Annotated in this window: 10 protein-coding genes and 1 pseudogene; 4 read left to right on the forward strand and 7 right to left on the reverse strand. The window is 72.2% G+C overall.

All coding sequences use genetic code 11. From position 1 onward, the window contains the following. Positions 1–352 precede the first annotated feature (352 nt). Positions 353–1,087, forward strand: a complete 735-nt coding sequence (locus tag EDC02_RS42910; protein WP_370461565.1) for a hypothetical protein — start codon at positions 353–355, stop codon at positions 1,085–1,087. 2,892 nt (positions 1,088–3,979) lie between these two features. Here EDC02_RS42910 and EDC02_RS42915 read toward each other — a convergent pair. The 3 genes and pseudogenes from EDC02_RS42915 to EDC02_RS26455 form a co-directional block, all read right to left on the reverse strand. Then, a pseudogene (locus EDC02_RS42915) lies at positions 3,980–12,274 on the reverse strand (toxin glutamine deamidase domain-containing protein); the annotation flags it as partial. A gap of 135 nt (positions 12,275–12,409) precedes the next feature. Further along, the gene (locus EDC02_RS26450; protein WP_123604281.1) at positions 12,410–12,751 is read right to left on the reverse strand and encodes a hypothetical protein; all 342 of its coding nucleotides are present in this window, start codon (positions 12,749–12,751) and stop codon (positions 12,410–12,412) included. Further along, complete coding sequence (locus EDC02_RS26455; protein WP_123604282.1) at positions 12,748–13,140, reverse strand: YbaB/EbfC family nucleoid-associated protein; 393 nt, start codon at positions 13,138–13,140, stop codon at positions 12,748–12,750. Before EDC02_RS26455 ends, EDC02_RS26450 begins: the two co-directional genes overlap by 4 nt. A 157-nt stretch (positions 13,141–13,297) precedes the next feature. Between EDC02_RS26455 and mycP the strand changes: the two genes are divergently transcribed. Further along, a complete protein-coding gene (gene mycP, locus EDC02_RS26460; RefSeq protein WP_123604283.1) occupies positions 13,298–14,698 on the forward strand; it encodes a type VII secretion-associated serine protease mycosin in 1,401 nt (466 codons plus the stop codon). 9 nt (positions 14,699–14,707) lie between these two features. On the opposite strand, the gene EDC02_RS26465 is transcribed toward mycP, so the two are convergent. The 3 genes from EDC02_RS26465 to eccB all read right to left on the reverse strand — a co-directional run bounded on the left by EDC02_RS26465 (position 14,708) and on the right by eccB (position 16,931). Beyond that, entirely contained in the window at positions 14,708–14,992 is a 285-nt protein-coding gene (locus tag EDC02_RS26465; RefSeq protein WP_123604284.1) for a WXG100 family type VII secretion target, read from the reverse strand. Between the two features lie 14 nt (positions 14,993–15,006). Then, entirely contained in the window at positions 15,007–15,330 is a 324-nt protein-coding gene (locus EDC02_RS26470) for a WXG100 family type VII secretion target (RefSeq protein WP_370461566.1), read from the reverse strand. 185 nt (positions 15,331–15,515) lie between these two features. Further along, positions 15,516–16,931, reverse strand: coding sequence for a type VII secretion protein EccB (gene eccB, locus EDC02_RS26475; protein ID WP_123604285.1), 1,416 nt, complete (start codon positions 16,929–16,931; stop codon positions 15,516–15,518). 75 nt (positions 16,932–17,006) lie between these two features. On the opposite strand from eccB, the gene EDC02_RS26480 reads away from it, so the two are divergent. Beyond that, a complete protein-coding gene (locus EDC02_RS26480; RefSeq protein WP_233606297.1) occupies positions 17,007–17,867 on the forward strand; it encodes an SUKH-3 domain-containing protein in 861 nt (286 codons plus the stop codon). On the opposite strand, the gene eccD is transcribed toward EDC02_RS26480, so the two are convergent. Continuing rightward, positions 17,857–19,242, reverse strand: a complete 1,386-nt coding sequence (gene eccD / locus EDC02_RS26485) for a type VII secretion integral membrane protein EccD (protein WP_123604287.1) — start codon at positions 19,240–19,242, stop codon at positions 17,857–17,859. The genes EDC02_RS26480 and eccD overlap by 11 nt on opposite strands. Before the next feature lie 125 nt (positions 19,243–19,367). Here eccD and eccCa point away from each other — a divergent pair, with 125 nt between their 5' ends. Beyond that, positions 19,368–23,324 (forward strand): type VII secretion protein EccCa, encoded by a 3,957-nt coding sequence (gene eccCa / locus EDC02_RS26490; RefSeq protein WP_123604288.1) that lies wholly within the window; start codon positions 19,368–19,370, stop codon positions 23,322–23,324. Positions 23,325–23,339 lie beyond the last annotated feature (15 nt).

The raw sequence follows: 23,339 nt of genomic DNA on the forward strand, positions 1-23,339 counted from the left end.
CGCCACGTACTGCTTCATGGCCACCGGTATCGGCAGGCTGCTGTGCACCGTCACCGTCCCCGACTGGTCGATGATGTAGCAGCCCATCCCGACGTGCGCCCCCGTCGCCCGCTGTTCGGTCGACGGTGTCTCCTTCGCCAGCCAGCCGAACTCGAACGGATGCAGATCGATCAGATTCGCCGTCCCGACCAGCCGTTCGATCAGTTGCTGCGCTTCGTCCTCCGTCATCGCCGGGCACCTCACTGGTTGTCGTGAGTGGCGTCGCTACGCTGCGGTCATGTCCGACGCCAGCGACGGCCGGCCCGCTGTCAGCGATGCCCTGTACGCCGCCATCCTCGCCGACCCCGACGACATGGACCTGCGGCTGCGCTACGCCGACGCCGTCGAACCCACCGACCCCGACCACGCCGCGCTGATCCGGCTCCAGATCGAGTACGACCGGGCCACGATCGCCGGCGCCCCGATCGCGCCCGAGCTGTCCCGGCGGATGCGTGGACTCGCCGTCACGCTCGAGCCGCGGCTCTGTGCGGGGATCGCCGGGCTCGTCGACGACTGCGGGGTACGGCGTGGCTTCGCCGAGCTGATCGAGTTGCCCGGTGCCGACTTCCTCGACCGGGGCACGGAGATCTACCGCCTGGCTCCGGTCCGCCACGTCCTGCTCACCGGCGTCAGCCCGGACCTGGTCGGTGCGATCTCCGCGAGCCCGCTGCTGGCCCGACTCACCAGCCTCGGACTGGACGACAACCCGATCGGTGACGACGGGCTGCGTACCCTGCTGGCCTCCCCACACCTGCGGCGGCTCCGCTGGCTGGGACTGGTCAACTGCGGCATCACCCCGGTCGGTGCCGAACTGTTCGCCGAACTCGCCCCCCGGGTCCTGCCGGACCTGCGGTTCGTCTACTTCGCCCGCAACCACGCCGAGCTGGTCCCCTACGGTGCGGGCTTCGACGCCGTCGGCGGGCAGGACCCGATCGACGTCTACGTCCCGCCGATCGCCGAGCGGATCACCGCCGAGCACGGGCCGCTGCCCTGGCTCGACCCCGCCATCGCCTGGCGGGGGGGATTTGTCGACTTCAGCGAGGTGTGACGGCGGCGGTAGCGATCTCCGGTTAGCCTCGGCGATCCGCTGCGCGTGGAAGCGGATACTCGGCGGGATGTTGCGTGAGTCGTCCGGCAGCGCAGCGGACGCTTCGCTGATCTGGAGCTCCGCTGACCTCCTGAACCTGGGGCCGACCGACGGCATGAGCTGACGGGCCACTGCGGCGGCACCGAGGATCCGCAGCTGTCCGGAGGCGTCGGACAGGCCGAGAAAGTCGGGACCGCCGTCGCGGGTGGTCGCCGGCCCGTGCAGCGGGCGCAGTTGCAGCGCGTCGGCGAGTGCGGCGACCCCGCCCGGGTATTCGGGAGCCTGGCCGATGGAGAGGACGACCCGGTCGTACTCGTGGCGGGTGCCGTCGCTGAACTCGACCAGGAACGTACCGTCCACGGTGTGCCGGGCGGAGACGATTTCGCGCAGCGACTGGCTGATCCGGCTGTCGGTGGCGGCCACGTCGTACGCGCCGACCTCGGGCAACGTGTTGCGGCGGTTGTAGCCGCCGGAGAAGCTGCGCTGAAATTGCAGGTCGGCGTCCCGGGTCGGGTCACCGGTGCGGTCGGCCGGTGGCAGCCCGACCGCGCGGGCCGACCAGTCGATGGTGGCCGCCGGTGACGCGGCGGCCTGCTCGATGTCCCACGCCCCGGAGGCGCCCGCGCCGAACACCAGCACCCGGTCACCCGGCTGGTACGCGTCGGCGAGGTTCTGCCCGCCGAAGTCGATCCGGGGTCGTGCTGGCCGAGGGCCGGTGAACCGGCCGTCGGCGTCGTAGCCGAGCCGCTGCGCCACGTCGCCGGGCAGCGCGGCCGGGTCGACCGGGAAGCCGTCCGGCGCGTACACCTGGCCGGTCCCGGCGTCGACGGCGTAGCCGCTGTCCGGATCGACCAGCAGCGGATCGGTGAGCCGGCCGGCGGTGTCAGCCAGCAGCGGCGGGTCGGCGCGGACGGCATCGGCGCCGCCGAGCACCGCACGGACCTGGGTGGGCAGTGACGCCGGGTCGACGGCCACCCCGGTCGGGTCCCGGAACACCGGCACCGGGCCGGACCGGTCGACCTGGTAGCCGGTCGCCGGGTCAACGTACCGGCCGGTTGTCGACGCCGGCGCGGCCGGCACCCGCGCCGGGCCCGGACCGGCGGCGATGTCCACGCTGGCCGCGTAGAAACTGCGCTCGCCGAGCGTCACCCGGTAGTTCGCGCCATCCGGCCAGCCGGTGGCATCGCTGGCACCGGCCGGACGGGGAGTGATCGCGGTCGCGGTGCCCTGATAGCTCGGCATCCCGGTGTACGCGCGGGCCGCGCCGACCGCCGCCGCGAAGTCGCTGGAGAGGGCGAACTGGGTGCCTTCGTCGGCGAAGTCCGCCGGCTGGAACGGCAGCCCGGGGATCTCCAATTCGCTGGGGACCTGCCCCATCAGCAGCTGCTGCCGGTCCGCCCACGGGTCGTGGCCCTGCGACACGGCCAGCACCGGCGGCAGGCCGTCACCGGTGTCCGGTGGCGCGTCGAGGGTGGCGAAGTCGGCCGTGGCCGCCCAGCCGCCGCCGATGACCAGCCGGTCGAAGACGTGCCGCGGGTCGGCGTCGAGCGCGGCGTCGACCCGGTCGGTCAACGCCAGGTCCGCCTGGTCGCGGGCGGCTGTCGCCTGTGCGGCCCACCGGCGGGCCGCCGCCCGTACGTCGGCCTGGACGACCCGGATCTCGTCGGCCAGGCCGGGTCGGTCGCGGGCGACCGCGAGCAGCCCGGCGAGGTCCGCGAAGGCCGGCCCCAACTGGGTACGGACGGCGGCGAACCGGGCGTCGGTGGCGGCCAGCCCGACCACCGGTACGTTCGGCACCAGGCTGTGCACCCGGTGCCCCGGGTACGGCTCCAGCAGCCCGCTGCTGATCAGCAGGCCGACCGCTTCGGCGTGCACCTGGGCCAGCTGGGCCGGGTCGGCGTGCCGGCCGGTGCCCGCCTGCGCCAACTGGTCGGCGACGGTACGCAACTCCGCCAGCCGGCCCATGTCCCGCGCGGTCAGGTGCCGCTGCCCGTCGCCTTCCGGCCGGGCACCCTCGGCGAGCGCGGTCGTCGCATCGGTACGCAGCCCGTCGGCCCGTTCCTGAGCGATGGCATCCACTTCGGCCAGTGCGGCGGCGACCGCCCGCCGGACATGGTCGGCGGAGGCCCGGTCGGATACCCGTACGGTCGCCCCGTCGGCGTGCGTCGCGATGGTGGCGACGGGTGCCACCGCCGTACCGGGCGGTAGGGAGGTCACGGTGAGGGTGACCGTCACCGGCCCGGCCGAGGTGTCGAGAGTGACCGTGCCGGCGTCCGGGTCGGCGACCGCGCCAGCCGGCAGCAACCCGGTGTCGAGCGCATCGCGTACCGCCGCGCCGACCGCCACCGGGTCGGCGGCGTGCAGCGCGCCACCGAAGGTCGTCCCAGCGGCGGCGCTGACCAGGCCGTCCGGTGCGGCGGCCAGTGGTTCGGCTCCGGCTTCTCCGGTGGCTAGCGGTTCGGCTCCGGCTGGTCCGTCGGCGGCCACACCTGGCGGCCGGTCGTCCGACCCGCCCGGCGGGCCGCCGCGTACTCCTGCATGATGATCGACGGCGGCATGCTCCGGTGGGCCGTCACCACTCCGTTGCGGTCGATCACCCAGTTGCCCTGGCCCAGCCCCATCCCCTGGGCGCGTTCCGTCTCCGAGAGGATCTCCCTCGCCACCCAGCCGAACTCGAACTCGTGCAGCGCCATCCGGTTCGGCGTCCCGACCAGCCGCTGGATCAGCTCCTGCGCGTCGTCCCGAGTCACTTCCGATCCCTCCCCGTGCCGCCGGCGCGTCCATCGACCACAACGTGTGCGTCGCCGCCAGGTACTCGGCGGGCGGCTGCGTCGCGGTTCCGCCGTACTGCGGATCCCACCACACCGGCCCGTCGGCGCCGTACGGGTAGACGATCAGGAACGCGTGCGAGCCCGCCGCCTGCGGGTCTCCGTCGGCGTCCAGGTGCAGCTGGCCGGTGTCCTGGTCGAAGCTGAACCAGTCGGCGACGACCAGGGCGGCACTACCCGGCCCGGCCGCCGCCACCCGCTGCTGCAACTGTGCGTACTGCTCGGCGACCGCCGCCACCCGGTCCGCCGGTGCCCTCGGCATGTCCGCCGGTGGACCGACCCACTCCCCGCCCAACCACTGCTCGGCCCGGCTGATCCCGTCGGCCTCACCCGTGACCCGGTCGATCGTCCCGTCGCCCGCCCGGTCCGGCCAGCGGGGCAACGACACCATCGGCCGACCAAGAAACGTCGACAAACCCGCCAACGAACAATCCATACAATTGTTGCCCCGACCCGACCGCCCCGGCCCACCATCATTCACCAACCCACCAAACGGATGCGAAGACGGATCCGCACCGACCACAAACCCACCACCCGACCACAACACCGCCTCAAGATCAGCCTGAAAACCCACATCCTCCAACGGCGCCAAATTCAACGGACCAACCGGACGCGGCCCCGACAACTCCCCGCCGTCAGAAACCCCGTCAACTACCCCGGCGGCTTGGACGCCCCCGTCAGCTACTCCGTCTCCGACGACTCCGTCTCCGGCCACACCTGCCGACCCGAGATCCGCCCCTGCCGGCGCTCCGCCGCGTACCGGCTGATCGTCACCGGTACGGGCAGACTCCCGTGCACCGTCACCGTCCCGTCCCGGTCGATGATGTAGCTCCCCAGGCCGACCCGCATCCCCGTGCCGCGTTCCTGCGGACTCAGGATCTCCTGCGCCAGCCAGCCGAACTCGAACTCGTGCAGCGCCATCCGGTTCGGCGTCCCGACCAGCCGCTGGATCAGCTCCTGCGCGTCGTCCCGAGTCACTGTTGGCCCCTCCACCTGCTGCCGGCGTGTCCATCGACCACAACGTGTGGGTGGCGGCGACGACGTGCGTCGGCGGCACGGTCCACGTCTGGCCGTCCTGCGGATCCCACCACACCGGCCCGTCGGCGCCGTACGGGTAGACGATCAGGAACGCGTGTGAGCCGTCGGCCAGGGCGTTGCCGTCGGCGTCGACCTGCACCTGCCCCGTACGCTCGTCCACACTGAGCCAGTCGGCGACGACCAGTGCGGCACTACCCGGCCCGGCCGCCGCCACCCGCTCCTGCAACTGCGCGTACTGCCGGGCGACCGCCACCGCCCGCTTCTGCGGCGCACCCGGCATGTCCGCCGGCGGCGCGACCCACTCGCCGCCCAGCCACTCCTCGGCGCGGTCGACGCCGGCCGCCTCGCCGGTCTGCCGGTCGACGGCGCCGTCCGGCAGGATGTCCGGCCAGCGCGGCAGCGACACCATCGGCCGACCAAGAAACGTCGACAACCCCGCCAACGAACAGTCCATACAATTGTTGCCCCGACCCGACCGCCCCGGCCCACCATCATTCACCAACCCACCAAACGGATGCGAAGACGGATCCGCACCCACCACAAACCCACCACCCGACCACAACACCGCCTCAAGATCAGCCTGAAAACCCACATCCTCCAACGGCGCCAAATTCAACGGACCAACCGGACGCGGGCCGGCCAGCGACGCATTGCCGTCCGCCACAAGTACGGCCCGGTCGGCTACTCCGGTGGCGGGTCCGGCTCCGGCCACACCTGCCGACCCGAGAATCGGCCCTGCCGACGCTCCGCCGCGTACTCCTCGACCACCACCGTCGCCGGCAGGCTCGGCTGGGCGGTCACCACGCCCGTCAGGTCCACGATGAAGCTCCCCTGGCCGATGTGCATCCCGGCCTGCCGTTCCCGGGTCGACAACTCCTCTCGGACCAGCCAGCCGAACTCGAACGGATACATCTCGATCGGGTTCCCGCTGCCCAGCAGTCTGCTGATCAGCGCTCTGGCCTCGTCCTCGGTCATCGACTGCCCCTCCCTGCTCCGGCAACGTCGACGACTCGCCTGCGGCATTCGCCGACGCCAGGCTCGTTGACCCGGTATCGCGGCCCTCACCGGACACCGGCCGGGTGCCGGTCAGGTCGGGCTGGCCTCCCGACAGATCCGGGTCAACTCCGCCTCGCTCGGCAATGGCACCGTCGTGAAGTGATGCGTCATCGACTCCGCCGTCGCCCGATCGGTCCGATGGAATGTATGACGCTCCTGATTCGCGTACAGAATTGCCACTGCGACGTCTGGTCGGAAGTTCCATCGGTCCGCCCGACGGTCCCAGATCACCGCCCGAGTCGGACCAGGACAATCCGCCAGTGCTATGACGTTCACCGGCACCTCCGCCGAGTCGATCAGGCGGTAAAGTGGGTAGTAGTGAAACACTTGGTCGCTCATCAGTCACCGCCGTCACGTGGAGCGCGAACCCCGGTAGGTCCGCTGGATCAAGACCACGCCTCGCTAGGATATCGTCAAACGACTGCCCACTGCCGGCGAGCCAGTCAACGTATCGACCCCGTGCAGAACTGGCCCCGAGACCTCTGTCATCCAACTTTGCAATCCATTTTGAAATCCCGTTGAAGACCGGTTGACCAAACCGTCTGGTCAACGGCTCCAGCCCGCCTGGAATCGAGCCATAAAGGCGGCTGATCTTGTTCTTCGACAGGATGTCGAGGAACGCCTCCATCCTGCGCTCGATTGGCATCACAGGATTACGCACTATTCCGTACTCACTACGAGTCTGCTTTCCAACCGACCAGCTCCTATCGGTAGGAAACTGAAGCTCGTAGACTCGACCAGAAGGCGACAATAGCGTGACATTCAGTCCGTAGAAGCGATTCCCTGGATGCCAGAAAATCTTGCCGGAAGAGACTTCATGTCCCGAATTTTCCAGGCCACTCAACACCCTCTCCACCACAGGGGCATACAGATCACCCTCAGGGCTCCTTACCGAGAACCTCACGACGTCGTTTACTTTAGCCAGGGCTTCCGGCAGTTCGTAACCTTCTGGCTCGAGTTCGGTGAGGTACTTGCGCGCCAGCGAACCCGCCGTCTTGACACTGTCCTTGAGACCAAGCAAGGCAAGCGAATCAGCTCCGGCAAGATTCGACTCGGCATTTATCCCGTACAGGAGGGAGCCAATTTCGCCAGCGATCATCGCCGCGTCTGACCGTGCCCCCGAGACCGCATCGGCAACCATCCGCTGCTCTGCCGCCGAGAGGCTGTCCAAGTAGGCGGAATCAGGGTCAGCCAGCTGTCCGACCGCTGCCGCTGGTGGCTGCGTCAGGTCGGAGGCGTCACGCGCCGGGATGCCTCGGTACTCGTCGGGTAGCAGATCCGGGTCAGCTCCGCCTCGCTCGGCAACGGCACCGTCGTGAAGTGGTGCGTCACCCACTCCGCCGTCGCCCGGTCCACTCCTCGAAAGTTGTTGCGTTCCTGGTTCACGAACAGCACTGCTATCGCGACGTCCGGCTGGCAACTCCACCTGGCCGTCGGTCGGTCCCAGGTCACCGCCATCGTCGGGCCCGGATGGTTCGCTAGGGCGATCACGTTCGCCGGGTGGTCCGACGGCCGCGTCGGGTGGTACAGCAGGTAGTACTGAAACTCCATCAGCGGCAGCCTCCCCGCCGTCGTTCCGACCTGTGGTCAGGTTCGGCTGGCCTCCTGGCAGATCCGGGTCAACTCCGCCTCGCTCGGCAACGGGACCGTCGTGAAGTGACGAGTCGCCGACTCCGCCGTCTCCCGGTCCACTGCCCGTACGCTGTGGCGCTCCGGGTTGGCGTACAGGATCGACGCCGCCACGTCCGGTCGGAAGCCCCACCTCGACGTCGGACGGTCCCAGATCACCGCCTGCGTCGGCCCGGTGCCGGCCGCCACCGCTATCACGTTGACCGGCGGCTGGGTCTGGTCGTCCGTCCGATACAGCAGGTGGTAGCGAAAGGTCAGGGTCGGCATCTGTGCTTCCTATCGCATCAGGATCGAAACCGGGCAGGTCGGACGGGTCCAATCCTCGCGCAGCCAGCTCCTGCCGGAAGCTGCGGGCCGGGTCCGCCGCCAGCCAGTCGGCGTAGTCCTGCCGCAGGCCGGCCTGGTCCTGCTTGCCGATCCACTTGGCGAAGCTGGTGTCCTTCGGTGGCCCGTACCGCTCGGTCAGCACCGGCATGCCGCCGGGCATCCGGCCGGCGATGTCGTGCGCCTTGTTGACGGCGAGGATGTCGAGGAAGGCGTGCATCCGGTCGGCCGGGGTCCGCGCCGGGTCGCGCATCACCTCGTACGGGCCGTGGGTCTGCTTGCCGATCGCCCAGCTGGTGGCGGTCGGGAACTGGACCTCGTACATCCGGCCGGTCGGCGACACGAGAGTGCAGTTCAGCCCGAAGAACCGGTTGCCCGGGTGCCAGAAGCTCTTGACGTCGGTCACCTGGTGGCCGCTGGCGGTCAGCGCGTCGAGCACCCCCGCCACCGCCGGCCCGTACGCGTCGGTCTCCGGTGCCCTTACGGAGAACCGCACCACGTCGTTGATTTCGGCGAGCGCCTCCGGGAGGGTGTAGCCCTTCGGCTCGAAGTCGGTGTTGAACTTGCGGGCCAGCGACTCGGCGCCTTTGACCCGGTACTCGCTGCCCAGCGGGGTGAGCGCGTCGGTGCCGGCCAGGCCGAGGTCGGTGTTGAGTCGGTCGCCGATCGTCCCCAACTCGGCCAGGATCGAATCGGCGTCGACCTGGGCGGCGGCCAGTTCGGCGAGCAGGGTGGCCCGGTCGGGCTCGGTCAACGCGTCCAGGTACGCCGCTTCGCTGGCCGCCCCGGTGGTCGACGCGGTCGTGGTCTGCGGGCCGTCGGCCGGCACCGGGTTGCCGTCGGCGTCGAGGACGATCGACCAGACCCCGTCGACCTCGCTGTCGTAGATCGGAGCGGTGTCGGAGACCTGCCGGCTCTGCGCGTCGATCCAGATGATCTGCCCGTCGTGGTTGACGGCGTTCCAGGTGTGCGCGCCGCCGCCGGCCGCCGCGGTCCAGCTGGTGATGATCAGGGCGGCGGATCCGGGGCCGGCGCGGCGCAGCCGGTCGGCGACCGCGTCCAACCCGCCCGGCCCGCGGCCGTCCGGGGCGAAGGACGCCCCCAGCCATTGTTCCTGGCGCCGGGTGCTGTCCGGTTCGGCGGTCACCGTGGCGTCGGTCGCCGCCGCGGCCTGCGGATCGCCGTACCAGGTGGCGAGGACGGACAGTCCGACGTCGGCGCAGTTGGTGCTGCGGCCGGGGTTGGCCGGGCCGCCGTCGTTGACCAGCTCCGGCCAGCGGCCGTCGCGCGGGTCGGGATGCCGGGCCGGTCGGCCGTCCGACCCGACCGGCACGGAGTCGGCCAACGCCTGCTGGTCGGCGAGGGCCGGCGGCACCAGGGGATGCCCGTCGCCGGTCGGTCTGGTCTCCGGCAGCGCCCGGCCGTCACCCAACGCGCCGGAGTCCGGCGGTACGGCCGGGCCGGGCAGCCGTTCGGTGTCCACTACCAGGGTGACGCCGAGTATCTCCAGCATCGGTCCGCACGACCGGCAGGGTGGCCGGTAGTCGCCGCGTTCGTACACCACATCGACGTCCTGGGCGCGGCGGAACTGGTGAGTGACGATCCGCGCCCCGGCCAGCTCCGATCGGGCGTACGCGTCGAAGTCGCCGGCCTGGCCGGCGTCCTGCCACTGCCGTTCCAGCTGGTACACCACATCGGACACCAGAGCGACCTCGGCGCACCGACCATGCCCGCTGCCGACCCGGCTGACCTGCTGGGCGACCTCGGCGAGGGCGGTCTCGACCAGCGGATGCGGCGTCGGCTGGGTGGCCGGGTCGGTGCTCTGGTCGGCGGTCATACTGCTGTGTGTGGTGATCTGCCCGCCACGGGTCATCAACGCCCCGACCACGCCCGGCCGTCTGCCCATCGAAATCTGTTCGCCGGGCGTGGCCTGCTGCTGGTGTCGGGTCACCGCACCCGTGACGGCGTCGACCAGGGCCCGGGACGCGTCGATGAGTGCCTGGTCGGCGTCCGTGCTGTTTGGATCGCCGTCAAACTGGACCGGGGCCAGCTGCCAGCTGTGCGTACCGGTGCCGGTGGGACCGGCCGACCGGCGCAGGGTCTGCGGGTCGACGGTGGTGCCGGCGGACGGTTGCCGGGGCGCCGGGTCGGACGGCCGGTCCGGCCCGCCGGTGGTTGCGGTCGGCGGCGGCGCGGACACCGGTGAGCCGATCGGTGGCAGTACTGGCGGCGTCGGGCTGGTCGTCGTGCTCGGGCTGGTCGTCGTGCTCGGGCTGGTCGTCGTGCTCGGGCTGATCGCGGCCGACGTCGGCCCCATCGGGCTGGTCGCGGTCGGGGTGCCGACCGGCTGGCCGGGCTGAGCCGGTGCGGCGGGTGCGGCGGGTGCGGCGACAGCCGGTCCGAAGCTGACCGAGCCGGCGGAGGGTCCGGCGACAGGTCCGGCAACCGGTGCCGGTGGCCGGACCTGCGCCGAGGTGGTGCCGGTCGACGAGCTCTGGGGAGCAGCCGTGGTGCTGCCGCCGGCCGTCGACGCCGCCGCCGTGGCCTGGGCAGTGGTCTGGGCTCCGGGCTGGGCCGGCCCGGACGTGGACGTCGCAGCCGGTGTGGACGTCGAACCCGGAACAGACGTCGAACCCGGTGTAGACGGGGAGCTTTGCGGGCCGGCGGCGGTCACGGCCGGAGCCGCTGCCTGCGCCGACGTACCGACCCCGGCCGGGGAACCGGCGGCGACCTGTACCGGCGGCCCGTCGTCCGCCCGCGCCGGCCGTACGCCGTCCGCCGTGACGTCCGGCGAGGCGGTGCTGGTCGACGGCGTGTCGGCCGAGGACGCGTCGGTCGAGGAACCGTTCACCGGGCTGGCGATGTCCCCCACGCCGACCACCGACGGCTGACCCGAGGTGACCAGCGGAGGAGGCTCGGCACTGGGTGCCGGCTGCACGCCGGGTTGGTCGACGGCCATCGGGGCCGCCTGGGTCATCGGGGCGTCCTGAGTGGTCGGGGCGTCCTGCGTGCTCGGGGCCAGCGAGATGGAACCGGCCCCGAAATCGGGTACGGTCTGCGGCGTCGTGTCTGCCGTGACCGGAGCCGGGGCGGCGGTGCCCGTACCGCTGGCCGGGTCGGACCCGGTAGCGGGCCCGGACCCGGTAACTGGACCGGACTCACTGTCACCGGCCGGGCTACCACCGGCTGGGCTGTCGCCGAGCGCGCCAAGGTCGATCCCGGCGGCGTCCACACTCGTCAACTGGGCGTTGCCGGCCAGGTCGACGGTGCCGGGCACGCCGATCGGCGGCGCGACACCACCCAGCCGGTTGGCCCAGCCGGCGGCCGCGCTGCCAGCGGACGACGCCGCCATGGTGGCACCACCCCGACCGGCGCCGCTGGTGAAACCGCCGAGCGCCCCCTGCCAGCCGGGGTTGGTCCACTGCTGGTTGACGGCGAGGTTCGCGGCGACGCTGGCCGCCGGGGAGATGACCGCGTTCTGCATGCCGGCGGCGACTGACCGGCCGCCCCAGCGGACGACGCCAGCGCCCCGGAAGTCCATTGCCGGCGGCCGGAACGACACCGGCACCCGGGGCGCGACCGTGTTGCGCAGCAGCCGGTTGCCGCCGAAGCCGAGCATGCCGCCGAACGCGCCGCCGACCCCGGCGGTGAGGGTGCGCCGGCCGTCCCAGTTGTCGCGGTTGCCCTGGGCGACCTGGAACGCCTGGGCGCCGATGTCGATGATCAGCTCTTCGCCGATCTCCTGAGCCAGCTCGATGCCCAGCTGAGTGCCGAGCCGCTGGGCACCGGCGCGGGTGACGTGGGTGGTGGCGATCCTGACCGAACCCTGCAGCGCGGCCCGCATCCCGGCCTGGGTGAGCATCCGCCGGCCGAGCTGGGCCAGCAGCCGGCGGAACGCGACGGTGACCGCCTGCCGGCCGGCGGCGAGGATGCCGGGGATGGCACCGGCGGAGACGCCACCCAGCCAGGCCATCAGCAACGCCACGAACACCGCGATCACGGTGATGGCCACCGCGATGAGGATCGTCAGCTTCGCGTACTCGATCTCGGTGGCGGCGGTGTCGCAGCCGTTCGCGAAGGCGGCGGCGGCCTTCTGCAGGACCGGCAGTCCGGTGTTGGGGCCGACCCCGACCTGCTGCCAGAAGTTGGCGAACTCGGCACCCGCGTCGCCGCCCCAGCTCTCGATGACCCGCAGCGCGGCCGGATCGGCGTCGGCCAGTGCGACCCGTACCACCTCTTCGAGCTCACGCCAGGCGGCGGCGAGCTCGCGCATCTGGTCCTCGTCACCGGTCGGCCACGCCTCGCCGGCGCTCACCCAGGTGATGGCGTCCCAGACCCAACCGTACTCGCCGAACCACTCCCGGGGATTGATGATCGCCACGTCGTTGGCCCTCCGACAGCGACCGCGCTACCTGCCGCCGCCGAAGCTGTCGCCGACCGCGCCGTCGTCGTCGACCGTGCCGTCGACCGAGGAGACGATCCGGAGCCCGGTGTCTTCGAAAGCGGCGACGAGGTCGTCGCCGGCGTCCAGGGTCACCTTCGCCGGGGCCTCGTCACCGCCGTCCAGATAGTGCTCGTTGAACGTCCGGCCGGCCTCGTCGTCGCCCCATGGCCGGGCCTCGTTGAGCGTCCGGATGGTGCCGGTGACGCGGGCCCACTCGGCGGCCAGTGTCTCGGCCGCCGCGCCGAGCGCGTTGCCGGCCGGGCGGGCCAGGTCCGGGTTGAGGAAGGTCTGCTGCGGCTCGGTCAATTCCGGTCACCCCCGGGCAGGTCGGTGTCGAGCTGGCGGAAGATGCCTTCGAGATCGAAGTCGATGTGTGCCTGGAACTGCGCGTCGGGCACCAGCGGCCGGCAGATCCGCTCCACTTCGGCCATCGTCTGGGCGGTGGCGGCCCGGATGGTCTCGGTGACCGTGACGGACAGCTGCGCGGCGTTCGGCCGGCGGTAGATGCGCGGGTCGAGCTCCACCTTGGTAACCTGCCCTCTCGGCCCGACCGTGACGGTGACGAGCCCGTCGTCGGAGGTGACGGTAGCCGACACCGCTCGCAGTTGCTGTTGCAGGTCGGCGGCGCCGGAACGCATCCGGTCGAACTGTGCCATCAACTCGTCGGCGCGGGCGCGCAGGCCGTGCACGTCCATCGTGTCCCTCCCCGTCGCCGCGTCACACCGGCCGCTGCCGGGCACCGAGGGTGAAGCGTCAAGACGACGATACTGAATGTGTGCCAGCCGCACGAGCCCGCCGGTCGCCGCCGCTGGATAGGATGCCGGGCGGTACGGGAGGTCTGGAGGTCAGCTGATGCGGTCACCGACCCTGCTACTGGCCGTCGCGCTGGGCGTACTGCTGGGCGTACTGCTGACCGTCGCGCCGGGCGTGCTGCCGGTCGTCGCGGCGGCACCGGCGTCCGCCGCCCCGGGCAGTTGCCGCGGCCCGGCCGACCCCGGACCGGTGATCCCTCAGATCTCCTGGCATCAGCGCTGGTTGGCGCCCGAGCGCAGCTGGCCGGTCACCGACGGGTCGGGGGTGCGGGTCGCGGTGATCGATTCCGGTGTCGACGACGACCATCCGCAACTGTCCGGTCAAGTGACCGCCGGCGCCGACCTGACCGGCGTCGAGGCCGACGGCACCGTGGACTGCGCCTCGCACGGCACTGCCGTGGCCAGCCTGATCGCCGCCACCAGGGTGGACGGCGTCGGCTTCCACGGCATCGCCCCGGGGGTGACGATCGTTCCGATCCGGGTCACCGAGCGGATCCAGGCGCAGCAGGACGGCCCCGACTCACCGGCGGACCGGCTGGCCGAGGCGATCGACCTCGCGGTGGCCAGCGACGCGAAGGTGATCAACATGTCGCTGATCATGTACCGCGCGGATCCGGCGGTACGGGCAGCGGTCGAGCGCGCCGTCCGGGCCGACGTGGTGCTGGTGGCCGCAGCCGGCAACAGCCACCAGCAGGGCGCGTCGCCGGATCCGACGCCGTACCCGGCGGCGTTCGACGGGGTGATCGGCGTCGGGGCGATCGACGAGAACGGCGTACGGCTGGCGGACTCGCAGGTCGGTGACTACGTGGACCTGGTGGCGCCGGGTGGGGCGGTGTTGGCGGCGAGCCGGGTGTCCGGGCACCAGGTGGTCGCCGGCACCAGCTATGCCACCCCGGTGGTGAGCGCGGCGGCGGCGCTGCTGCGGGCCGCCGAGCCGGATCTGTCGGCGGCCGACGTGGCCCGGCGGCTGACGGCGACCGCGGATCCGGCACCCGGCGGCCGGTCGGAGGGCTACGGCCACGGGGTGGTCAACCCGTACCGGGCGGTGACCGAACGGCTGGCCGCGGGCGAGCCGGTCGCCGCACCGGCGTTGCCGACGGTCGTGCCGGATGCCGCCACGGCGCAGCGGGCGGCCCGCTGGCAGCAGCTGACCCGGACCGCTGTGGCGGTGGCCGCCGGTACGGCGTTGCTGCTCCTGCTGGTCGCGGTGGCCGTGGCGGCGCTGCCGGGCGGCCGACGCCGCCGCTGGCAGCCGACCCGGCGGGCGGTCGGCCGCAGCGGCGTGGCATCACAGGGCGGTACGCCCGCAGGCGGCGCATCCGGTCGCAGCGCATCCGGTACCGGCGTACCCACTACCGGCGTGACCGGTGCCGGCAGCCACCCGGCGGGCACCGATCCGCAGGAGGCGTACTTCGTGGTGCCCGGACCGGCGGGTCGGTGACCGCGTCGGTCACTCGAACTTGGAGCGGTTGGCCGCCTCGCGTGCCTGCATCCGGAGGGCCGCCTCGCGCAGCGCCTTCTCGATCCGGTTGAGCAGGTCCTTGAGGTCGTTGGCGGCCGATTCCCACTCCGCCTGCCGGGTCAGGTACGCGGTCTGCGCGTCGCCCTCCCAGGTTGCCACCAGCGGCTGGATGCCGGTCTTGAGGCCGTCGAGCTCTTGAGTCATGTTCTTGGCCGCGGTGCCGCAATTGTCGGCGGCGTTGTTGAGCGCGGCGAAATCGTAGCGGATGTCCATCTCGATCCCTCCGGTCAGAGCTTCAGAGCCGCGGTGATCTGGCCGGCGGTCGCCCCCGCCGAATCCATCTCGGATTTGATCTCTTCGTCGCTGACTTCGTAGTCCTTACCGGCCGAACCGACCGCCTCGGCGATCGACCGCAACGCGATGTTCAGCCGCGCCATGTCCTCGTCGAACGCCTGACGCACCTGCTGGAACGAGCCGGCACCGATGCCCTTCCACTGGTCGTAGAGCGGCATGAGCTGGTCCATCAACTGGTTCAGGTTGCCGGTCAGCCGGTTCGCGACGTCATCGACGTCCTTCTCGGTCTGAACCATCAGCCCGGTATTGGTGTTCATCCCGGTCATGGTGATCTTCACCCCGTCCTCTGGTGGGATGCCCCGCAATCCGAGGGGCGGTGCCGCATGGTGCGCCGACGCACCATCTGTCAACGGAAACGGTAGTTCCTTGTGTCCAGTGGCGCCAGACCGATACCGATCGACCGACGCCACCCGGCCGACGTCCGTTGATCCACAATAGTCGTTCAGGCTGGTCGTCGGGCTGCCGCCGGGTCCAGCGCCGGACCGCCCGGCAGCCGCACCACCAGGCTGGCGGGTAGCCGCACCGGCTCCACCTCGGGGTAGCCGAGCATCGCGGCGACCGCCCGGTCCGCCAGCGGATAGCGGATGCCGAGGTCGGTCACCAGGGTCAGGGTGCCGGCCGGGGCGTCCGGGGCGGGCATCGACTCGACCAACGCGCCATGGCCGGGCTCGATCACCACCCGGTCCGCCAGCGGTACGCCGTCGGCGGTGCGCGCCGGGGTGACGATCGCCTGTGTCGGCGGCTCGACCTGCGCGTCGACCAGCACCTGCGGCTGGTGGCTGCCGGGCGGGTAGCCGGCGCAGACGCTCTGCCGGCCGTCGGTCAGCCGCAGGATGTCCGGTCGGCGCTGCGGCGCCCGGGCGCCGGTTTCCCCGGACTCGGCCGCCCGGGGCGCGCCGACCACGGTGGCGGCGGCGACCGGCCGTGCGGTCGGCGGTTCACCGCCGTACGCGTCCCGGGTGCCCGGATCGGCGAGCAGCACCTCGGCCTGCAACTCGGTCAACGGCGCCAGCCGGTCCCGTTCGGCAAGGTAGTACTGCCGGTCGCCGGTCTGGTTCTCGACCACGTAGATCTGGCCGGCGACCGCGTCCGGCAGTGCGGTCGACGGCTCGCCCCGGCCGGGCACCGGCCGGCTGCCGATCGGCTCCCCGGCCGGCAACGCGTTCAGCCAGGCCCCGCCGACCAGCACGACCGGCTCGGAGCGCAACGCCAGGCCCTCCAGGACGATGTCCTCGTCGACCAGTTCGTGCCGCTGGTCCCGCCAGATCAGCTGCAGGTGCCGGGTGTCGACGTCGCGGACCAGCAGCGCCCCGTCGGCGGTGGGCCGGCCACCGACCGGCGGCCGGCCGACCGTCAGCACCGTGGTGGTCACCAGCTCACCGGACTCGTCCGGGACGGCCTGCGAACACAGTGTCCACCCGCCGGTCAGGATCCGCTTCGCGTCGGGCAACGCGTCCGGTGCGTCCGGGATGCCGATCCGGGGACCTCGCGGCGTACCCGCCAGAGAGTTGCGCGACACGTCGGTCACCGGGGCGAAGGACTCCAGCGCCAGCAGCGCCGAGGCGTAGTTGACCACCGGGTGCAGATGGCCGTCGCGGTAGAGGTAGCGGGTGCCGGTCTCCTTCTCCAGGATCACCGAGGCACCGTCCTGCCAGCTGGTCGCTCCACCGGGGACGACGAAGCCGAAGACACCGACCGCGCCGAGGCACAGCACCGCCACCATGATCCCGCCGAGGCCCGCGCCGCCAAGTCGTTGAAACGGTGCGACCGCCGGGTCCGGGTCCCTGGCCACCAGCGCGGACGTCGTCCGCTGGACGAAGAACTGGTACGACTGGACCTGGTCGCGCCGCGACGGCATGCCTGGTTTCCTTCCACCCGTCGGCGCCGCACGGCTGCACCACACGGCGTGCTGCCTACCATAGGCTCACGCGGCGTGCCGCATCCCACAGGCTCCGGTGACGACGGCGTACCGTGGGGTCTCGCCCGCAGCCCGGAGGGAACATCGATGCTCGGTCGCGACGAGGCGCTGGACCTGGCCCGACGATGGGCGACCGACCACGGTGCCGGTGCCGGTGCCGACGAGCGGATCGGCCTGCACGAGTTCGAGCACGGCTACGTCGCCTGGCTGATCCCCGCCGACGACTCAGCGGGCCCGGCGACCGGGCCGCCGACCGGTTCCGGGTCACCGCGGATCGTGATCGACCGGGAGTCCGGCGAGGTCAGCCAGTGGCCGCCGATCCCGGTGACGGTCGTCGCCGAGCGGTACGCCGCCGCCCGGGCCGCCGCCCGCCGGTTCCCGCCGGACGTACGGCCGGTGCTGGAAGCCGCCGGCTGGTTCCCCGGCCGGGACGTCTCCGCGATGGTCGACCAGTGGGCCGGCCGGTGGGCGGGTGAGCTCGACGGGCTGGTCATGACGCCGGTGGCCCGCGCGGCGCTGACCGAGTTCGGCGGGCTGACCATCGCCCAGTTCGGCTCGGACGGCACCGCCGACGCCGGCTTCCCGACCTTCATCCACCCGGTACGCAGCGGTCTGGTCACCGAAGAGGCGCGGGTCTTCGTCGACGAGTACGACCATCCGGTGTTTCCGCTCGGCGGCAACTCGGACGGCCCGGCCGAGCTGGTCGTCGACGGCGCCGGCCGGGTCCTGCTGCTGCACTGGGCCGGCTACCAGTACGTCGCCGACGACGTCGACACGGCGCTGATCCGGCTGGTCCGGGGCGGCCCGTTCCCGCCGCTGCGGCCCGAGCAGTTGGCCGGGCCGGCCGAGGGACCAGCCGGAACCGTCAGCCGTTGATCGCCCGCATGAAGCCGTACAGGCCGAGCACGGCGCAGGCCACCGGCACCACGGCCAGTTGCAGCACCACGTCCAGCCCGTCGCCGAGCCGGGCCAGCCGGGGCGTCGGCGGACGTCGGCTGTAGACCATCCCGGCCGCCAGCACCAGCGCCACCACCAGCAGCACCACCGGCAGCAGGGCCAGCCGGGTACCGGCCGCCATCCCGCCCGTACCGATCAGGGTCAGCAGACCGACACCGACCAGGCCGCCGGCCAGCAGCGGCACCCGGTGCCGGATCGTCGAGACCAGCCGGGCCCGCAGCAGCTGACCGGCCGTCACCACGGCGACCAGCAGCACCGCGCCGACCGTCGCCGAGAAGGCCAGCACCGCCGACCCGGCGGCGGCGACCACGGCCGTACCGAACATCAGGCCGGTCAGCACCTCGTCGGCGCGGGCCGTCGCCCGGTAGATCTCCGCCCGGTCCGGTTGCGGGTCGTCGCGGACCAGGTCCTCGGCGGTACGCGGCAGCGCCGGCATCGGCAGTTTGCCGGCCCGTACCGAGATCAGCGGCAGCGCCGGCAGCAGCAGGGTCACCGCGGCCACCAGCACCGCCGCGGCGCGCGGCCCGTCCAGTGGCCCGACGGCCAGCACCGCACCGGTCGTCCCGCTGACCCCGGTGAAGATCGCCGCGACGAAGACCCGGCCGGCGTCCCCGACGCCGAGCATGCCGAACACCCCGGTCAGGGTCAGCGCCGCCGAACCGACCAGCAGGTGCGGTGCCCCCAGCTCGGTGACCGGTTCACCGCCGGCCAGCGACACCGCACCGCCGACGAACGCGTACGGCAGGGCCAGTGCGGCGAGCACCGCGCCGGCCAGCGAGTCGGCCATCGCCCGGGACAGCAGCACGCCGACCGCGACCAGCACGGCGGCGGTGCCGAGCAGGGCCGCCCCGGCGGCCACCCCGGTGCCGCCGCCGGTCACCACCGCGACCAGGGCGAGCAGCAGCAGCACGGCCCCGGTCAGCAGGCCGGTCAGCCGGGTGGCGGCCGGTGTCCAGGACAGTCCGCGCCGCCGGGCGCCGGCGGCGATCGCCTCCATCAGGTCGTCGTAGGCCAGCTCCGGCCACTCGGTGCGGCGGGGCAGCAGATGCAGCGTCTCGCCGTCGCGGACCTGCTGCGCGGCGAGCGTACGGTTGAGGTCCAGGGTGGATCCGTTGGTACGCCGCAACGCCCAGCCGCCGTCGGCCGTACCGTCGGAAGCGTTCTCGTCGGCCTGCCGCAGCACCGCCGGAAGCAGCCCGACCAGCGGCAGGTGTTCCGGCAGGGCGAGGTCGATGCGTCGGGTCGGCGCCACGACGGCGATCCGGGCGAGTCCGGTTCCGGCCTGGGTGACCACTGCTGACTCCTCATCAAGCCGCGCGGGCTGTCCTGACTCGAGAAGGCTACCTACCATGTGCCGGTGCCATCGGTGCCGGTAGCGACCCGGCGTCCGGGTGTGACGACGACGGGGAGGATCGATCCGTGGGTACGGTGGTGATACGGCGTCCGGCGCGCCGACCCGAGCCGGAGTACCCGTCCGGCGAGGTCCTGCTCGACGCGCCCCCCGAGGTGCCGGCGCCGACCGGCCGGTCCTGGGGGCAGCTGATGATGCTGCTGCCGATGCTGGCCGGCTCGGTCGCGATGGCGCTGATGTACGCCGGGCGGGGCGGTTCGACGCTCAGCTACGTCGCCGGTGGCCTGTTCGGCCTCTCCGCGCTCGGCATGCTCGCCACCCAGCTGTCCAACCAGGCCGGTGGGCCGAGCCGGCAGGAGATGGCGCAGCGGCGGCGCGAGTACCTGGCGCATCTGTCACGGCAGCGTCGCCGGGTCCTGCGGACCGTACGCCAGCAGCGGGAAGCCGCGTTCTACCGGCACCCGGATCCGCAGACGCTGTGGTCGGTGCCGGTCGGTCCCCGGCTGTGGGAACGCCGCCGCGGCGATCCCGACTTCGCCACCGTACGGGTGGGTCTCGGGCCGCAGGAGCTGGCGACGCCGCTGGTCCCACCGCCGCCGACCGCGCTGGAGAAGCTGGAGCCGATGTGCGCGTTGGCGCTGCGCCGGTTCCTGACCAGCTACGCCACCGTGCCGCAGCTGCCGGTGGACATGGCGCTGCGCGGCTTCGCCCGGGTGCATCTGCGCGGCGACCCGGACGCCGCCCGAGCCCTGGTCCGGGCGGTGATCGCCCAGGCCACCGCGTTCCACGCGCCGGACGACATGCTGGTGGCGGTCTGTCCGGCCCCGGCCCGGCGGGAGCACTGGGAGTGGGTCAAGTGGCTGCCACACGCCCTGCACCCGACCCGCACCGACGCGACCGGTGCGCTGCGGCTGGTGTCGCCGACGGTGACCGGGTTGGAGGCGATGCTCGACGACGTGCTCGCCAACCGCCCCCGGTTCAACCTCACCGGCGGCGGGTCCGCCGCCACCTCCGGGCCGCACCTGCTGGTGGTGCTCGACGGCGGTGACCCGGCCGGCTCCGATCACCTGATGACCGACGGCGGCGTGGAAGGAGTGACCATCGTCGACCTGTCCGAGCCGCCGCCACGGGTGCTCGACCGGGCCCGGCTGGTGCTCGATGTCGCCGCCGACGGGTCGATGACCAGCGTCACTCTGGACGGCCGGGCGCAGATCGGCACCGCCGACGGCTGCACGGTCGCCGAGGCGGAGGCGTTGGCGATGGAGTTGGCGCCGCTGCGGCTGTCCGCCGCGTCCCGTGGCGAGCAGCCGCTCAACCTGGAGCAGGACCTGGCCGACCTGCTCGACCTGGGCGACCCGTACGAGTTCGACGTGGACCGGGCGTGGACGCCCCGGCCGAACCGGGACCGGCTGCGGGTGCCGCTCGGGCTGACCCCGGACGGCACCCCGGTCGAGCTGGACCTCAAGGAGTCCGCGCAGGACGGCATGGGCCCGCACGGCCTGCTGATCGGCGCCACCGGCTCCGGCAAGTCGGAGCTGCTGCGCACCCTGGTGCTGGCGCTCGCCGCCACCCACTCGTCGGAGACGCTGAACTTCGTGCTGATCGACTTCAAAGGCGGGGCGACGTTCACCCGGCTGGACAAGCTGCCGCACACCAGCGCGGTGATCACCAACCTCTCCGACGAGCTGCCGCTGGTCGACCGGATGACCGACGCGATCAACGGCGAGCTGGTCCGCCGGCAGGAGCTGCTCCGCTCGGCCGGCAACTACGCCTCGCAGCGTGACTACGAGAAGGCCCGGGCCGCCGGGGCACCGCTGGAGCCGATGCCGGCGCTGCTGATCATCTGTGACGAGTTCTCCGAACTGCTGACCGCCAAGCCAGACTTCATCGACATGTTCGTCCAGATCGGGCGGGTCGGCCGGTCGTTGAGCGTGCATCTGCTGCTCGCCTCGCAGCGGCTGGAGGAGGGCCGGCTGCGCGGGCTGGACACCCACCTGTCGTACCGGATCGGCCTGCGGACCTTCTCCGCGATGGAGAGCCGGGTGGTGCTCGGCGCCACCGACGCGTACGAACTGCCCCGCTCCCCCGGCCACGGCTACCTGCGGTTCGGCACCGAACCGCTGGTACGGTTCCGGGCCGCGTACGTCTCCGGCACGTACCGCAGCAAGACCGCCGAGGCGGTCGCCGCCGGCGACGGCGACGACCGGGTCCAGGAATACACCACCCAGTACGTCGCCCCCCGGCTACCGGCCGACGCCCGGCAGCCGGCACCCGAACCGGCCGACACCACCGGCGAAAGCCTGCTCGACATCCTGGTCAGCCGGCTCACCGGCCGAGGCAAACCCGCCCACCAGGTGTGGCTCCCGCCGCTCGGCGACCCGATGACCCTCGACCAGCTCCTCTCCCCGCTGGTCGCCGACCCCGAACGCGGCGTCACCGCCGCCAGCCCGACCCTGCAGGGCGAGCTGCGGGCCGCCGTCGGCCTCATCGACAAGCCGTTCGAGCAGCGCCGCGACGTGCTCTGGCTGGAGCTCGGCGGCTCCGCCGGGCACACCGTCATCGTCGGCGGACCGCAGAGCGGCAAGAGCACCCTGCTGCGTACGGTCGTGTCGTCGCTCGCCCTCACCCACACCCCGCGCGAGGTGCAGATCTACTGCCTCGACCTGGGCAGCGGGGCGCTCACCGCGCTGCGTGACCTGCCACAGGTCGGTGGGGTCGCCACCCGGCTGGACGCCGGGCAGGTCCGCCGGACCATCGCCGAGCTGCGGCTGCTGATGGCCCAACGGGAACGCCGGTTCGCCGAGAACCGGATCGACTCGATGGCCACCTACCGGCGGGAACGCCGGCACGGCGGGCACACCGACGACCCGTTCGGCGACGTGTTCCTGGTGATCGACGGCTGGGCGGCGGTACGCGCCGAGTTCGAGGACCTGGAGCCGGCGATCAACGACATCGCCAACCGGGGGCTGTCGTTCGGCGTACACCTGGTGATCAGCGCCGGCCGGTGGATGGACCTGCGACCGGCGGTACGCGACGTCTTCGGCACCCGGCTGGAGCTGCGCCTCGCCGACGCCAGCGACTCCAACCTGGACCGGCGGGCGGCGATGAACGTGCCGGACAAGTCACCCGGCCGGGGCATCACCCCGGACGGCATGCAGTTCCTCGCCGCGCTGCCGCGCACCGATGGCGACGCCGACGCCGGGACCCTCGCCGACGGGGCCCGGCGGTTCGTCACCGAGGTCGCCGCCGCCTGGCAGGGCCCGGGTGCGCCACCGGTGCGGCTGCTGCCGGCGGTGGTGCCGTACGACTCGGTGCCGGACACCGGACGCCCCGGCGTGCCGATCGGCATCGCCGAGGTCGACCTGCAGCCGGTGCACCTGGACCTGGGCACCGATCCACACTTCATCGTCTTCGGCGATGGCGAGTCCGGCAAGAGCAGCTTCCTGCGGGCGCTGGCCCGGGGCATCACCGACCGCAACGACCTGACCCAGGCCCGGCTCATCGTCGTCGACTACCGGCGCAGCCTGCTCGGCGACATCAGCGAAAAACACCAGATCGGGTACGGCACCTCGACGGACGTCACCGCCGGCATGCTGACCGAGGTGGTCAACGTGATGCGGGACCGGCTGCCCCCGGCGGACGTGACCCCGGAACAGCTGCGTACCCGCAGCTGGTGGCGCGGCCCTGACCTGTACATCCTGGTCGACGACTACGACCTGGTCGCCGGTGGCGGCGGCAACCCGCTGCTGCCGCTGCTGGAGTTCCTGCCGCAGGCCCGTGACATCGGGCTGCACCTGGTGATCGCCCGGCGCAGCGGCGGGGCCAGCCGGGCACTGTACGAGCCGATCCTGATGCGACTGCGCGAGCTCAGCTCGCCGGGCCTGGTGATGTCCGGCAGCCGCGACGAGGGGGTGCTGCTCGGCAACGTCCGGCCCGGCCCGCTGCCGCCGGGGCGGGGTTGGCTGGTCACCAGGCGGGAAGGCACCCGGCTCGTCCAGTTGCTCCATCTACCGTCCACATCGTGACTCTCGGTCCACGAT

It is taken from the genome of Micromonospora sp. Llam0 (assembly GCF_003751085.1).
Taxonomy (GTDB): domain Bacteria; phylum Actinomycetota; class Actinomycetes; order Mycobacteriales; family Micromonosporaceae; genus Micromonospora_E.